Raw genomic sequence first — 13733 nt, 5'->3', positions numbered from 1 at the left:
GCAGGCGAGGGCTGCTCGCCCCATATCACCGCGATGTTGCCGCCGCCGTCTGTGCCGGTTTCACCTTCCGCCACACCCACACCATCACCGGCCAGAGCAGCGCGCCGATCGCCATGGCGGCGAGGATCGCGGCAACCGGGCGCTCGAAGAACGGCAAGATGCTGCCGTCGGACTTGATCAGCGAGGTGACGAAGGCCTGCTCGACCATGGTGCCCATGACGATGCCGAGCACCATGGCGGCCACGGGATAGCCGTTTGCCTCCATCACGTAGCCGATCACGCCAAAGGCGGCGACGGTGACGACGCCGAACATGTTGTTGCCGATCGCGAACGAGCCGACCGCGCAGCAGAGCATGATGATCGGCATCACGGTGGAGCGCGGCGCCAGCAGGATGTAGGCCGCGACCCGGATCATGGCGATGCCGAGCGGGATCATCAGAATGTTCGCGATGATGAACATCAGATAGATCGCGTACATGCTCGACGCTTTCTCGGTGAACAGCGTCGGGCCCGGATTGAGCCCCTTCATGTAGAGCACGCCGATCGCGATCGCCGCGATGGTGTCGCCGGGTATGCCGAACAGCAGCGAGGGCACCCAGCCCGAGGCGATGCTGGCATTGTTGCTGGCGCCCGCCTCGACCAGGCCCTCGACATGGCCGGTGCCGAACTTTTGCGGCTCCTTGGAGAAGCGCTTCGACATCGCGTATGAGACCCAGGCGGCCATGTCGGCGCCCGCTCCCGGCAGCACGCCGATGATGATGCCGACGATGTTCCCGCGCGTCATCTGCCAGTGGTATTTCCTGGTCAGCGACCACTGGCCGGCCATGATGCTCCCGAACTTTCGCCGCGGCAGCGGCGGCGGCTCGGGCGTTAGCATCGCGCGCATCACCTGCGCCACCGCGAAGACGCCGACCAGCGCCGGGATCGGCTCGATGCCGCCGAACAGATCGGTGATGCCGAAGGTGAAGCGCGGCACGCCGCCGGGATTCTCGATGCCGATGCAGGAGACGAGCAGGCCGATGAACATGCCGGCGATCGCCTTCACCGGCGAGGAGCGCGCCACCAGCGTCGCGCACATCAGGCCGAGCAGGGCAAGCCAGAAATATTCGAAGGTCGAGAACGACAGCGCGATCTCGGCCAGCGGCGGCGCCAGGATCATCAGCGACAGCACGCCGGCGATGCCGCCGACCGCGGAGAACCACACGCCGGCTCCGAGCGCGAGCTCGGCCTGGCCCTTTCGGGTCATGGCGTAGGCTTCGTCCGCATAGGCGGCAGAGGCGGGCGTACCGGGAATGCGCAAGAGCGCGCCGGGGATGTCGCCGGAAAAGATCGCCATCGAGGACGCCGCGACGATGGTCGCGATCGCCGCGATCGGCGACAGGTAGAAGGTGACGGGGACGAGCAGGGCGGTCGCCATCGTCGCCGACAGGCCCGGCAGTGAGCCGATGACGAGCCCGTACACGGAGGCTGCGAACATCGCGATGACGACCTCCCAGGTGGAGATCAGCGCGAACGCATCAATCAGGGTTTTCAGCATGGATCACCAGGGCGTCGGCAACAGGCCGGCGGGCAGCGGCACGCGCAGCAGCTTGCCGAAGATGAGATGGATGGCGAAGGGTGACAGCGCCGCGAGCGGCAGCGCGAGCTTCCACTTCGCGCCGAGCGCGGTCGAGGTCACGTAGACCATGACCGCCGCGGTGATGATGAATCCGAGCCGGTCGGCTGCGAAGACGTAGAACAGCAAGAGTGCCGGCGGCAGCAAGGCGCGCAGGCTGTAGAGCTTGTTTTGCGGTGGCGGCGCGGCGGCGGCCTGGCCGTCCTCGATCGGGATCAGCTCTTCCTCCTCCTCGAAGGAATGGCCAATGCCGAACACGATCGCGAGCCCGCACAGCGCAAGGCCCACACCGATCACGAGCGGAAATACGTTGGGGCCGACCGGCTGGCCCGGCACCGGCGGCAGGATCCAGCCGCCATAGGCCGCCGCCGCGCCGAGTGCGACGAGAAACGATCCCGTGACGGAGTCGGGAAGACGCATGGGAGGAGTCCTATGAGAGAAGTTCTCCCTCTCCCCGCTTGCGGGGAGAGGTGAGCAGAGTGTGCGGGCCCGAGATCATGCCGGTGAGCCGATGCGAGATTACGCCTTCGTCAGGCCGGCAGCCTTCATCGCTTCGCCCATCTGAGCGTCACCCTTGTCCATGAAGCTGCCGAACTGGCCGCCGTCGCCCCACACCGTGCCGAAGCCGCGATTGCTCATGAAATCCTTGAACTCGGCGGAGTCGTAAACCTTCTTCAGCGCCGCGGTGAGTTTTGCCGTGATCTCCGGCGGCAGGTTCTTCGGCGCGCCGATGCCGCGCCAGGCGCCGGTGGCGTAGTTGACGCCCATCGACTCCTTCAGCGTCGGCACGTCGGGGAAGATCGGATTGCGCGCGGGCGCCATGATGGCAAGGCTTCTCGCCTTGCCCGCCTCGATGATGGCGCGGGCTTCCGGCACCGAGCACGTGGTGAGGTCGAGGCCGCCGGCGGCGAGATCCTGCATCGCAGGTGCTGCGCCGTTCGAGGGCACCCAGGCCACCTGGTTGGCGGGCAGGCCCATCGCCTGCATCCAGCCGACCAGCGCGAGATGCCAGATGCCGCCCTGGCCGGTGCCGGAGGCCTTGAACTTGCCGGGAGGCGCGGCCTTGATCGCGTCGGCGAGGTCCTTGACCGTCTTGTAGGGCGAGGAGGACGAGACCTGGATACCCGGCGGGTCCTCGTTCATCAGCGCCAGCGGGGTGTAGCTCCGCGGCGTCAGGTCGGTCAGGCCCTGCCAGTGCATCATCGAGATTTCGACGGTGAGCATGCCGATGGTGTAGCCGTCCGGCTGGGCAGTCGCGATCGCAGTGTGACCCACCACGCCAGACCCGCCGGTGCGGTTGACGACGTTGAAGGGCTGGCCGAGATCCTTTTCCAGCAGTGCTGCGACAATGCGCGCGGTGGCATCCGTGCCGCCGCCGGCGCCCCAGGGCACGATCACGGTGACCGGCCGTGCCGGATAGGCTTGCGCGAGCGCGGGCTTGAAACCGAAAGCGGCGGATGCTGCGACAGCAGCGGACGAGGCCGCGAAAGCGCGGCGGGTGAGCTTGGACATGAATGCCTCCCAGCGGCGCCCGTAATGTCGGGCGCTCTTGTCGATGGCGGCATTCTAGTCGGCTTTGCAGCGCCGCCGCAAGGTAGCGCTACCACTGCCTTGTGAGCAACAACGTGCAGCTCAAAGCGTGGTCACTGACCGTCATCCTCATCGCCCTTCGGCCGTGCGCCGCCGAAGATGCGCGCGCCATCCGCCGCAAGGTACGGTTTCAGCGTCTCCCAGGGCACGAAGGCGACATATTCGCCCTCGGCGTAGGGGCCGACGGCGTAGGGCGGATAGTGGAAGGTGAGGCCGGAGCTCTTGCCTGCCTCAGTCGATGGCGCCAGCGTCACCGCGCCGATCTTGAGCAGGCTCGGCGCGACGTCCTTGAACCACTCGTCGGTCGCGGTCTCGCTGGTGTCACGCTTCTTCTTTTCGATTTTGAGCGAGGCGATCACGGCTTTCACCATCGCCTTCATGGTCGGGCCGTTGTCGGCGGTCTCGGTGAAGAACGGGCGGATCGAGATGCGCTTGTTCTCGGTCTTGTCCCACAGGATCGTGTTCACGTCGGAATTGGGGTGGGCGCCGTGGGTATCCATGTAGTCATGGCGCAGGACGCTCACATAGCGGTCGGCGACGACCGAGCGGATGGTGTACTTGCGCTCGAAATCCCAGCCGCCGTCCTTGAAGAACTGCGGGTCCTGCTTGCGCGAGGCGGCAGATTCAGTCGCGTTCTTGTCGAGCCATTTCTTGCCTTCGGCGAGGCAATCCGCCGCCAGCGCCGCATCCGCCTTGATCCTGTCGTCGAGCAGCACGCGCGCCTCGATGCTCTTGGTCTTGATCTCGGCGTCGGGCTTGGGATCGGCGGCGTAGGTGGGGGAGGCTGTGGAGATCGCAGCGATAGCCGAGAGGATCGCGATCGTGTGCAGGAGCAGCCCTGCGCGCGCAGTTGCACGATGGTGTGTCACATCAGTATTCATGAATTTTCATGCGCCTTCCGAAAGGCCGCCAGGGCGGCGGCCGAACATCTGCCACGGCATAACATCACAGGATGAACCGGTGCAGAACGCCCGGTGCGAACACCGGGTCGTGAAGATTGGTCGCGGCAACGGGCCTGCCGGTTTGATGCAGAGTGCCGAGCGGCGGTGAACTACTCCGCCGCCTCGCTGTGCCCGAGCCGGGCGTTGAGCTTGCGGATCAGCTCCTCGGCGGCGTCGGCAATCACTGTGCCCGGCGGGAAGATGGCTTCGGCGCCGGCTGCATGGAGCGCGTCATAATCCTGCGGCGGGACCACGCCGCCCACGATGATCATGATGTCGTCGCGGCCCTGCTTCTTCAGGGCCGCCTTCAATTCCGGCACGGCGGTGAGATGGGCGGCCGCGAGTGAAGAGACGCCGAGGATGTGGACGTCGTTCTCGACCGCCTGTCGCGCGGCTTCGTCGGCGGTGGCGAACAGCGGCCCGATGTCGACGTCGAAGCCGATATCGGCGAACGCGGAGGCGATCACCTTCTGGCCGCGGTCGTGGCCGTCCTGGCCGATCTTGGCGACGAGGATGCGCGGGCGGCGGCCTTCCGCCTCCTCGAACGCATCGATCAGCGCCTGCACCTTCTCGACCTGGTTACCCATGCTGGACGCCTCCCGCTTGTAGACGCCGGTGATGGACCTGATCTCGGCGCGGTGCCGGCCGAACACCTTCTCCATCGCGTCCGAAATTTCGCCGACGGTCGCCTTCGCGCGCGCCGCGTCGATCGCGAGCGCGAGCAGATTGCCGTTGCCTTCGCCGGCCGAGCGCGTCAGCGCGGCGAGCGCGGCGTCGACGTCCTTCTGGCTGCGCTCGGATTTGAGCCGCGTCAGCTTGTCGATCTGGAGCCGGCGAACGTTGGTGTTGTCGACCTTCAGGATCTCGATCGGCACTTCGTCTGAAGGCTTGTACTTGTTGACGCCGATCACCGCCTGCTTGCCGGCATCGATGCGCGCCTGCGTCTTGGCGGACGCCTCCTCGATGCGCAGCTTCGGCACCCCGGCCTCGATGGCTTTCGCCATGCCGCCGAGCTCCTCGACTTCCTGAATATGGCTCCACGCCTTGGCGGCGAGGTCGCGCGTGAGGCGCTCGACATAATAGGACCCACCCCAGGGATCGATGATGCGGGTGGTGCCGCTCTCCTGCTGAAGGAAGAGCTGGGTGTTGCGAGCGATGCGTGCCGAAAAATCGGTCGGCAGCGCCAGGGCTTCGTCGAGCGCGTTGGTGTGCAGCGACTGGGTGTGGCCCTGGGTGGCCGCCATTGCCTCCACCGTCGTGCGCATCACGTTGTTGAAGACATCCTGCGCGGTCAGCGACCAGCCCGAGGTCTGACAATGCGTGCGCAGCGAGAGCGAGCGCGGGTCCTTCGGCCCGAATGGTTTCAGCAGCTTTGCCCAGAGCAGCCGCGCGGCGCGCATCTTGGCGACTTCCATGAAGAAGTTCATGCCGATCGCCCAGAAGAACGACAGCCGTGGCGCGAAGCGATCGACGTCGAGCCCTGCGGCAAGACCGGCGCGAAGATATTCGACGCCGTCGGCCAGCGTATAGGCGAGCTCGAGATCCTGCGTCGCGCCGGCTTCCTGCATGTGATAGCCGGAGATCGAGATCGAATTGTACTTCGGCATTTTCTGCGAGGTGTACGCAAAGATGTCGGAGATGATCCGCATCGAGGGCGCGGGCGGATAGATGTAGGTGTTGCGCACCATGAACTCTTTCAGAATGTCGTTCTGAATGGTGCCCGAGAGTTTTTCCGGCGGCACGCCCTGTTCGCCCGCGGCCGCAACGAACAGCGCGAGGATCGGCAGCACCGCGCCGTTCATGGTCATGGACACGCTCATCTGGTCGAGCGGGATGCCCGCGAACAGCGTGCGCATGTCGTAGATGGAATCGATCGCGACGCCCGCCATGCCGACGTCGCCGGCGACGCGCGGATGATCGGAATCGTAGCCGCGATGGGTTGCGAGATCGAAGGCGACCGAGAGGCCCTTCTGTCCCGCCGCGAGGTTGCGGCGATAGAACGCGTTGGAGTCTTCCGCCGTGGAGAAGCCGGCATATTGCCGGACCGTCCAGGGCTGGTTGACATACATGGTCGGGTAGGGGCCGCGCAGGTAGGGCGCGACGCCCGGGAACGTCTCGAGGAAATCGACGCCGGCAAGATCGGCCTCGCCATAGGCGGGCTTGACCAGGATGCCCTCGGGCGTCAGCCAGGGCTCGGCGCTGCCGGTCGGTGCGGCGCTCGCAGCCCTTTCGAAGGCGACATCGGCGAAATTGGGAATGCGGCTCATGGTTCCAACCATATCAGAGGTGAGCGCGTAAGCTAATCATGGTCCGGATGCTGATGGCTGACGATGGTCGCCATCTTCTCCGGTCCGTAATTCTGCTGCGTGGTCTGGCTCGGCAGATTGGCGATGCCAACCACCCAGCCGAGGCGGGATTCGGTTCCATACTGCCGCGTCGGTGCCACCCGATCGGGGTGGTCGAAGGCGCCGGTCATGATCTCGACCCGGTCGCCATCGATGCGACGGAAGCTGAGCGGCGTGCCGCAGGCCGGGCAGAAATCGCGCTCCGCGATCGAGGAGGAGCGGAACGCCGAGGGCGAGCCCTTGGTCCAGGCGAAATCGGTCTTGTTGATGTCGGCAAAGGAGGCGAACGGAGCGCCGCTCGCCTTCTGGCACATGCGGCAATGGCAGATCGAGATCCGGGTCGGTGCCGCCGTCACCGCAAAGCGCACCGCGCCGCATTGGCAGCCGCCGGTGAGAACTGGTTTGCCTGCTTCGGTCATCACTGTTCCATCCGTCGATAGGCGTCTTGCAGCGTCGCAAGCGCATCGGCGCCTGCGAAGATGAAGCCGCTGACGCCGGCCGCGCGCACGGCCGCCTCGGCATCAGTGGGACGGCCAGCCAGATAGATATGTGCTGCGCCGGCCTGTTGCAGGGCCTGCGCCGCGGCTTCCGCCTGGCCCGTATAGACCTTGTCGCTGGAACAAAGGCAGACGAACCCGGCGCCGGAGGCCTTGAAGGCGGTCGCAAGCTCGGCTGGATCGGCAAAGCCCTCGCTATCGATGGCCTGAATTCCACCGGCTTCGAAGAAGCTTTTCGCAAAGGTTGCGCGTGCCGTGAAATCGGCGGGTGTGCCGAGATTGGCCAGGAACACCCTCGGCCGCGTGCCGTGCGCTTTCAACGCCGCATCCGATTTGTCGCGAAGCGCTTCGAACGGTTGCGCCAGCCGGATCGGCGGCAGCGCTTCGAACTTGTATTTCTGCTCGCCATAGGGCGGCAGCGCGACCGGCGTAGCCTTGAGCACGACCGTCACGCTCTCATGCAGGTTCGGAAACTCGCTGGCGCCGGTCAGCACGTCGCGGCGTTTTGCGATGTTGGCCTCACGCGCCTTGCGCGCGGCCGCGACCTTGCCCTGGAAAAGACCTTGCTGAAGCGCGGCAAAGGCGCCGCCGGCTCTTTCGCTCTCCTGGAACAGCGCCCAGGCCGCTTCACTAAGCTGCGCCGTCAGCGTCTCGATGCCGCCGGCGCCGGCCGCGGGATCAGAGACTTTTGCGAGATTGCTTTCCTCAAGCAGCAGAAGCTGCGTGTTGCGCGCCACGCGCCGCGCAAAGGGATCGGGTAGCCCAAGCGCCAGCGTGTGCGGCAGCACCGTGATCGCGTTGGCCCCGGCGAGCCCCGCGGCGAATGTCGCCATGGTCGCGCGCAGCATGTTCACATAGGGATCGCGCTGCGTCAGCATGCGCCAGGCGGTGTCGGCGGCGACGAACAGCGGCTTGGGTGTCAGACCGCAGGCCTGCTCGATGCGTGCCCAGAGCAGCCGCAGCGCGCGGAATTTTGCCATGGTCAGGAACTGGTCGGCGTCGGCGGCGAGCCGCGCATAGACCATGCCCTGCGCCTGCTCGAGCGGAACGCCAGCGCTTTCGATCGCGCGCAAGTAAGCGACGCCACAGGCAAGTACGAAGGCGAGTTCCTGGACCTCCGAGCCGCCGGCATCATGGATCACGCGCCCGTCGCCTGATGCGAACGGCCCCTTGAAGCCGAGCGCGGCGAGGCCCTTGATGGCGCCGGTGACGGCCGGAACGATCTCCTCCCAGGTGTAGGGGCTGTGGCCCCACGCTGCGCCGGCCGCGAGCGGATCGAGCCCGAAGCGGATGTCGCAGGCGGCGGGATCGATGCCCTTGCCCTTGACGTATTCGGCGACATGGATCGCCGCCATCCGCGATTGCGGACCGACCTGGATCTCGATGCCGATGCCGGCATCGAGATGAACGTCTTTCAAGACCTTTGCGACGGCATCCGCGGTCGGTTCCAGGCCAAAGCCGTAGCTGCCATTGCCGCCGGCGAACGCGAGCGCGAGCCCCGTGGCGCCGTTCTCGAGATCGGTGAGCGCCTGCGCGTTCGCGAGTACGGCGTCGGGATGATCGATCCGCTGCATGATCTGCCACGGCGCCGCCGCGGGCCGTCCTGGCACGGGCGCCACGTCCTTGGCGCGCTGATAGAGCGGATCGATCTTGAGCCCGTCATAGGTCTTGCCGACCAGCTTCTCGAACGGCGCGCCCTTCAGCACGCCATCGACCAGCTTGCGCCAGTCCTCGTACTGCGCCTTGGGAAACTCGGCCGCAAGCGGCAGGTCGTCAGTCACGGAGGTCATTAGGTCCCAAAAATCCTTGTTGTTCGGCGGCGAAATTGCCACGGCCAGCCGTCCCTGCAAACGGTTGTTTTCTTGTTAGCCGGTATCCGAAAGCCGCTCAATTCCTTGCGTTGAGATGCTGGCCAGCCCGTCGCGCACACGGATGCCGCCGATCACGCGGTCCGGCGCGATTTCGGCGAGCGGCACCAGCACGAAGGCGCGATCGAACAGGCGCGGATGCGGCAGCGTCAGGTCGGGCGTCTGCAGCGACACATCGTCATAGGCGATCATGTCGAGATCGAGCGTGCGCGGCCCCCAGCGCCGCTCCCGGGTCCGCATGCGGCCGAATTTCTGCTCGACCTTCTGCAGCACGAACAGCAGCGCATGCGGATCGAGGCTCGTCTCGATCTCAATGCAGGCGTTGATGAAGGGATCCTGGTCTGCGTCGCCCCAGGGCGGGGTCGCATAATCCGCCGAGCGGGCGATCAGTGCGGCTTGCGCCATGCCGCAGATATGGGCGATCGCCTTCTTGAACGTCGCGCGGACATCGCCGACATTGCCGCCGAGTGCGATCAGGGCGCTCGCCATCAGGGATGCCGAGACCGCGTCAGCATGATGCCGACGTCGTCGAAGATCGCCGCGATCGGGGCATGCGGCTTGTGCACGGTGACCTTCACCGCGCGGATGCGCGGGAAGTGCGACAGGATGGCGTCGGCGACCGCGCCGGCCGCGCGCTCCAGCAGCTTGTAGTTGGTGTTCTTGAACGCTGCCGTCGTGGTCGCCACGACTTCGGCGTAAGACACCGTATCGGCGAGCCGGTCGGTGCGCGACGGCTCCGACAGGTCGGTATAGAGTTCGAGATCGATCACAAAGCGCTGGCCGACCTCGGTTTCGTGGTCCATCACGCCGTGGCGGGCATGGATCGACAGGCCGGTGACGAAGATCGTATCGGTCATTGCTTGCTCTCGATTGCGGCCGCGACACGCAAGGCCTGCAGGGTCTCGGCGACGTCGTGGGTGCGAATGATCTTCGCGCCGCGCTGTGCGGCAAGGAGATGGGCGGCGATCGAGCCGGCGAGCCGCTCCTGCGGCTCCGACGGCGACACCGAGGCGATGAAGCGCTTGCGCGAGGCGCCGACCAGAATCGGCAGGCCGAACGTGCCGAGTTCGTCGAGCCGCGCCAGCGCCGTCATGCTCTGCTCGGGCGTCTTGCCGAAGCCAATGCCGGGATCGAGCACGATCATGTCGCGCGCGATGCCGGCCTTCGCCGCGATGTCGAGCGAGCGCTGAAAGAATGCGATCATGTCCTGCACGATGTCGATGGCGGGATCGACACTGTCGCGATTGTGCATGACGATGACGGGGACATTTCGCGCGGCGATCAGCGGCGCCATGCCGGCGTCCCGTTGCAGGCCCCAGACATCGTTGGCGATCGCAGCGCCCTGGTCGAGCGCGAAAGCCACGACCTCTGCCTTCATGCTGTCGATCGACACGGGCACGCCGAGCGCCGCCACCCTGGCCAGCACCGGCTTCAAGCGTCCGAGCTCGTCCGCCGCGGTCACCGGCTGGGCACCCGTGTAGGGGCGGGTGGATTCGGCGCCGATGTCGATGATGTCGACGCCATCAGCGATCATTGCCCGCGCCCGCGCCAGCGCCAGGTCGGGCGTGATGAACTGCCCGCCGTCGGAAAAGGAATCCGGGGTGACGTTGAGCACGCCCATCACCGCCGGGATTGGCCGTCCGAGCAGCGTCCGCAGCACACCAAGCCCGGCAGAGGCGGCCGGCGCGACGGATGGGGAGGGCGAGGTGTTCATGCGGCCCGATTTGCGCGGTCGGGCAGGGGGAGTCAAGACGGATGGGGTACCCTGGCTCCGTCATTGCGAGCGCAGCGAAGCAATCCAGACACTCACCGCGGAAAGACCCGGGATTGCTTCGCTGCGCTCGCAATGACGATCTGGATGGTATTTGCCGCCATACGCTCCGTCGTCAAGCACGGCCATGATGCTGGGGGTGCTTGGGTGCTTCACGACGATCGCGAGGGCCGTTGCCCACGTTCGTATAGTGCGAGCGTTGGCTCTAATATGTAATCTTCGGCGCCAGCTTCTTGGCCTTGGCGATGATGTCGCCGACCGACTTTTCCGACGGCAGGATGCGGACGAGCTTCTTCTTCTCGTTCGCTTCGCGCATGCTCTGGGCCAGCCTTGCCGGGTTGCGATAAGCGAGCTCGCGCACGGTGGTGACGCCGGCCGCGCGGACCAGGCCGACCTTGGCCCTGCCCATGCCGGGAATGCGCATGTAGTCGGAGACGTTGGCCCATTCCAGCAATTGCTGCTCGCTGATGCCGGTCTTGGCGGAAAGCGTCTTGCGGCCCTTGGCGGTGCTGGCCGCTTCGAGCAGGGCGTCGGTGGTGCGAATACCTTGCGCCTTCAGCTTGCTGGCGGCGAAGGCCGGCAGACCCTCAATATCGGAGATGGGATATGTCATGCTACTCGATATGCACTGCGCGCTTCAGGCGAACTGGCTGAGGCCCGGCGTCCCCGCGATGATCTTGCCCATCTGATCCGCTCCGATTTTGTCTCGGCCGAAGCGAAAAAGTTCACGGGCGACCTTCTGGATGTCGGACATGCCGAGCCCCAGGCTCATCAGGCGCGTGCCGACCGCCATGAGGCCGCCGCCCATCAGTCGCGACAGTCCGCCGCCGCTCTTGGACGCCTCGATCGCCGCTTCTGCGCCCGGAATCTGTTCGATCAGCGCCTGGACGCTATCGGAAGGCCCCTCGCTGCGGAGGAAGCCCAGGATAATGCCGACGGTTTTTTCAGCGACAGCACTATCGATGCTGGCGTTTGTCGCCAGCCGTCCGATCAGCTCGTCCATATGGCCTGCCCCTCAGCCGGTTCACATGCCGGAGTTTTATTTTCCGGAATGATCTTGAGCCGGTGCGATGCGAAATTCAAGCGACGAACGCAGGCGGCGTCGCGATTCATCTCCAATCGCGCGAAAAGTGTTGCAGCAATGCAAGAGCGGAGATGGAATCAGCGAAAAATTGCCGCGGTGCGAACTGGTCATTCCGACTTTTGGCGGATGAGATGCACTCATCTTCCGACAATGTCGCATACGAACGGCGCGTTGAACCGTTTTAATCGGCTCACAACATGCGTTAAACTACGGAACTGGTGCGTTTGCGTTTCAATACGCGAACATGCCGAGGCAAACGAGGCAAGAGACTTATGACGGCACAGGACAGCAAGCTCGGCGATACCGACGACAAGATTTTCGTCGGCAAGGGAAACGAGCCAGCCTGGCTGACGCTGGCACTCGCCAATCGCCACGGCCTCGTCACCGGTGCAACCGGAACCGGCAAGACGGTCTCGCTGCAGGTCATGGCGGAAGGATTTGCGCGCGCCGGTGTTCCGGTGTTCGCAGCCGATATCAAGGGCGACCTCTCCGGCATCTCCGAGGTCGGCGAGGCCAAGGACTTCATTCTCAAGCGCGCCGCTGACATGGGACTGACGTTCCAGCCGGACCAGTTCTCGACGGTGTTTTGGGATGTGTTCGGCGAACAGGGCCACCCGGTCCGCGCCACCGTGACCGAGATGGGGCCGCTGCTGCTGGCGCGGATGCTCGATCTCAACGACGTGCAGGAAGGCGTGCTCAACGTCGCCTTCCGTGTTGCCGACGACAACGGGCTCGCCCTGATCGACATGAAGGATTTGCGGGCGCTTCTGGACGCGATCGTGCCGGACAGCGGCAAGAAGGGGCCGGACGCGGAGGAGGATCCGCTCGCGCCCATCAGGAAAGCCGCCCAGGGTTTTGGCAACGTCACCAAGGCCACCGTCGGCACCATTCAGCGCCAGCTCCTCGTGCTCGAGAACCAGGGCGGCACGAAGTTCTTCGGCGAGCCGGCGCTGACGCTGAAGGACTTCATGAAGACCGACCGCGACGGACGCGGCATGGTCAACATCCTCGTTGCCGACAAGCTGCTCCAGAGCCCGCGGCTCTATGCGACATTCCTGCTCTGGATGCTGTCGGAGCTGTTCGAGGAGCTGCCGGAGGCCGGCGACCTGCCCAAGCCGAAGCTGGTGTTCTTCTTCGACGAGGCGCATCTGTTGTTCAATGACGCGCCGAAGGCGCTGATGGACAAGATCGAACAGGTGGTGCGCCTGATCCGCTCAAAGGGCGTCGGCGTCTATTTCGTGACGCAGAATCCGATCGACGTGCCCGATCGCGTGCTCGGGCAATTGGGCAACCGGGTGCAGCATGCGCTGCGCGCCTTCACTCCGCGTGATCAGAAGGCGGTCGCCGCCGCCGCCCAGACCTTCCGGCCCAACCCGAAGCTCGACACCGCGAAGGTAATCATGGAGCTCGGCAAGGGCGAGGCGCTGGTGTCCTTCCTCGAAGGCAATGGCACGCCGGCGATGGTCGAGCGGGTGATGATCCGGCCGCCATCGGCGCGCATCGGACCGATCACGCCGGAGGAGCGCAAGACGATCATGGATGCAAGCCCCGTGAAGGGCAAATACGACACCGCGATCGATTCCGAATCCGCCTATGAGATCCTGCAGAAGCGCATCGCCGGCACCGCGCCGGCGGCGGACGGCACGGGAGGCGAGGGCGGCGGCATCCTCGGCCAGATCGGCTCGATCGTCGGCACCATCTTCGGCACCAACACCGGACGCGGCCGGCTGACAGCCGGCCAGCGCATCGCGCGCGACGTGACGCGCACGGTCACCGATAAGGTGGTCGGCGGCGTCGTGGCCGACCTCGGCAAGTCGGTTGGCGGCCAGCTCGGCAGCTCGGTCGGCCGCGCGCTCGTTCGCGGTGCCCTCGGCGGATTGCTGCGCCGGTAGGCAGGGTCGGACATTTTTTGAAGCGACTCTTATGCCGCCGTAATTCGCCTCTACCCGCCAGCCGGGAGAGGGATCTACTTGCGGCCGGAGTTTTAATAGACATATATCGACACCTTGCTGGCTGCAGATC

13 protein-coding genes are annotated in these 13733 nt (G+C 65.5%); 1 reads left to right on the top strand and 12 read right to left on the bottom strand.

The window, feature by feature from the left end:
• Positions 1–25 precede the first annotated feature (25 nt).
• The 12 genes from AXW67_RS29540 to AXW67_RS29485 form a co-directional block, all read right to left on the bottom strand.
• Entirely contained in the window at positions 26–1537 is a 1512-nt protein-coding gene (locus tag AXW67_RS29540) for a tripartite tricarboxylate transporter permease (RefSeq protein ID WP_063680726.1), read from the bottom strand.
• A gap of 3 nt (positions 1538–1540) precedes the next feature.
• On the bottom strand, positions 1541–2035 hold the full coding sequence (locus AXW67_RS29535) for a tripartite tricarboxylate transporter TctB family protein (protein WP_027550458.1): 495 nt from the start codon (positions 2033–2035) through the stop codon (positions 1541–1543).
• 99 nt (positions 2036–2134) lie between these two features.
• Entirely contained in the window at positions 2135–3127 is a 993-nt protein-coding gene (locus tag AXW67_RS29530; RefSeq protein WP_063680725.1) for a tripartite tricarboxylate transporter substrate binding protein, read from the bottom strand.
• A gap of 131 nt (positions 3128–3258) precedes the next feature.
• Positions 3259–4086 (bottom strand): RsiV family protein, encoded by an 828-nt coding sequence (locus tag AXW67_RS29525; RefSeq protein WP_063680724.1) that lies wholly within the window; start codon positions 4084–4086, stop codon positions 3259–3261.
• 170 nt (positions 4087–4256) lie between these two features.
• On the bottom strand, positions 4257–6413 hold the full coding sequence (gene scpA / locus AXW67_RS29520) for a methylmalonyl-CoA mutase (RefSeq protein ID WP_063680723.1): 2157 nt from the start codon (positions 6411–6413) through the stop codon (positions 4257–4259).
• A 32-nt stretch (positions 6414–6445) separates the two neighbouring features.
• Positions 6446–6910: a GFA family protein gene (locus tag AXW67_RS29515; protein WP_027550462.1), complete on the bottom strand. Its 465-nt coding sequence runs from the start codon at positions 6908–6910 to the stop codon at positions 6446–6448.
• Entirely contained in the window at positions 6910–8778 is a 1869-nt protein-coding gene (locus AXW67_RS29510; protein WP_063680722.1) for a methylmalonyl-CoA mutase family protein, read from the bottom strand. Before AXW67_RS29510 ends, AXW67_RS29515 begins: the two co-directional genes overlap by 1 nt.
• Before the next feature lie 75 nt (positions 8779–8853).
• Complete coding sequence (folK, locus tag AXW67_RS29505; protein WP_063680721.1) at positions 8854–9345, bottom strand: 2-amino-4-hydroxy-6-hydroxymethyldihydropteridine diphosphokinase; 492 nt, start codon at positions 9343–9345, stop codon at positions 8854–8856.
• Entirely contained in the window at positions 9345–9713 is a 369-nt protein-coding gene (folB, locus tag AXW67_RS29500; RefSeq protein WP_027550465.1) for a dihydroneopterin aldolase, read from the bottom strand. Before folB ends, folK begins: the two co-directional genes overlap by 1 nt.
• Complete coding sequence (gene folP, locus AXW67_RS29495; RefSeq protein WP_063680720.1) at positions 9710–10570, bottom strand: dihydropteroate synthase; 861 nt, start codon at positions 10568–10570, stop codon at positions 9710–9712. The genes folB and folP overlap by 4 nt, the downstream gene beginning before the upstream one ends.
• Before the next feature lie 262 nt (positions 10571–10832).
• Complete coding sequence (locus AXW67_RS29490) at positions 10833–11240, bottom strand: DUF4332 domain-containing protein (RefSeq protein WP_063680719.1); 408 nt, start codon at positions 11238–11240, stop codon at positions 10833–10835.
• 24 nt (positions 11241–11264) lie between these two features.
• Positions 11265–11630, bottom strand: coding sequence for a hypothetical protein (locus AXW67_RS29485; RefSeq protein WP_027550468.1), 366 nt, complete (start codon positions 11628–11630; stop codon positions 11265–11267).
• 353 nt (positions 11631–11983) lie between these two features.
• Here AXW67_RS29485 and AXW67_RS29480 point away from each other — a divergent pair, with 353 nt between their 5' ends.
• Positions 11984–13603 (top strand): helicase HerA-like domain-containing protein, encoded by a 1620-nt coding sequence (locus tag AXW67_RS29480; RefSeq protein WP_063680718.1) that lies wholly within the window; start codon positions 11984–11986, stop codon positions 13601–13603.
• Positions 13604–13733: the final 130 nt, after the last annotated feature.

This window comes from Bradyrhizobium neotropicale, from assembly GCF_001641695.1.
In the GTDB taxonomy this organism is placed as follows: Bacteria; Pseudomonadota; Alphaproteobacteria; order Rhizobiales; family Xanthobacteraceae; genus Bradyrhizobium; species Bradyrhizobium neotropicale.
Note: the sequence above shows the minus strand (reverse complement) of the source record. Positions and strands in the feature narration are given on the sequence as shown.

Bases quoted from the DNA above. Each gene is read 5' to 3' on its own strand.
- AXW67_RS29540 (WP_063680726.1), bottom strand. From the start codon at position 1,537: ATGCTGAAAACCCTGATTGATGCGTTCGCGCTGATCTCCACCTGGGAG.
- AXW67_RS29535 (WP_027550458.1), bottom strand. From the start codon at position 2,035: ATGCGTCTTCCCGACTCCGTCACGGGATCGTTTCTCGTCGCACTCGGC.
- AXW67_RS29530 (WP_063680725.1), bottom strand. From the start codon at position 3,127: ATGTCCAAGCTCACCCGCCGCGCTTTCGCGGCCTCGTCCGCTGCTGTC.
- AXW67_RS29525 (WP_063680724.1), bottom strand. From the start codon at position 4,086: ATGAATACTGATGTGACACACCATCGTGCAACTGCGCGCGCAGGGCTG.
- scpA (WP_063680723.1), bottom strand. From the start codon at position 6,413: ATGAGCCGCATTCCCAATTTCGCCGATGTCGCCTTCGAAAGGGCTGCG.
- AXW67_RS29515 (WP_027550462.1), bottom strand. From the start codon at position 6,910: ATGACCGAAGCAGGCAAACCAGTTCTCACCGGCGGCTGCCAATGCGGC.
- AXW67_RS29510 (WP_063680722.1), bottom strand. From the start codon at position 8,778: ATGACCTCCGTGACTGACGACCTGCCGCTTGCGGCCGAGTTTCCCAAG.
- folK (WP_063680721.1), bottom strand. From the start codon at position 9,345: ATGGCGAGCGCCCTGATCGCACTCGGCGGCAATGTCGGCGATGTCCGC.
- folB (WP_027550465.1), bottom strand. From the start codon at position 9,713: ATGACCGATACGATCTTCGTCACCGGCCTGTCGATCCATGCCCGCCAC.
- folP (WP_063680720.1), bottom strand. From the start codon at position 10,570: ATGAACACCTCGCCCTCCCCATCCGTCGCGCCGGCCGCCTCTGCCGGG.
- AXW67_RS29490 (WP_063680719.1), bottom strand. From the start codon at position 11,240: ATGACATATCCCATCTCCGATATTGAGGGTCTGCCGGCCTTCGCCGCC.
- AXW67_RS29485 (WP_027550468.1), bottom strand. From the start codon at position 11,630: ATGGACGAGCTGATCGGACGGCTGGCGACAAACGCCAGCATCGATAGT.
- AXW67_RS29480 (WP_063680718.1), top strand. From the start codon at position 11,984: ATGACGGCACAGGACAGCAAGCTCGGCGATACCGACGACAAGATTTTC.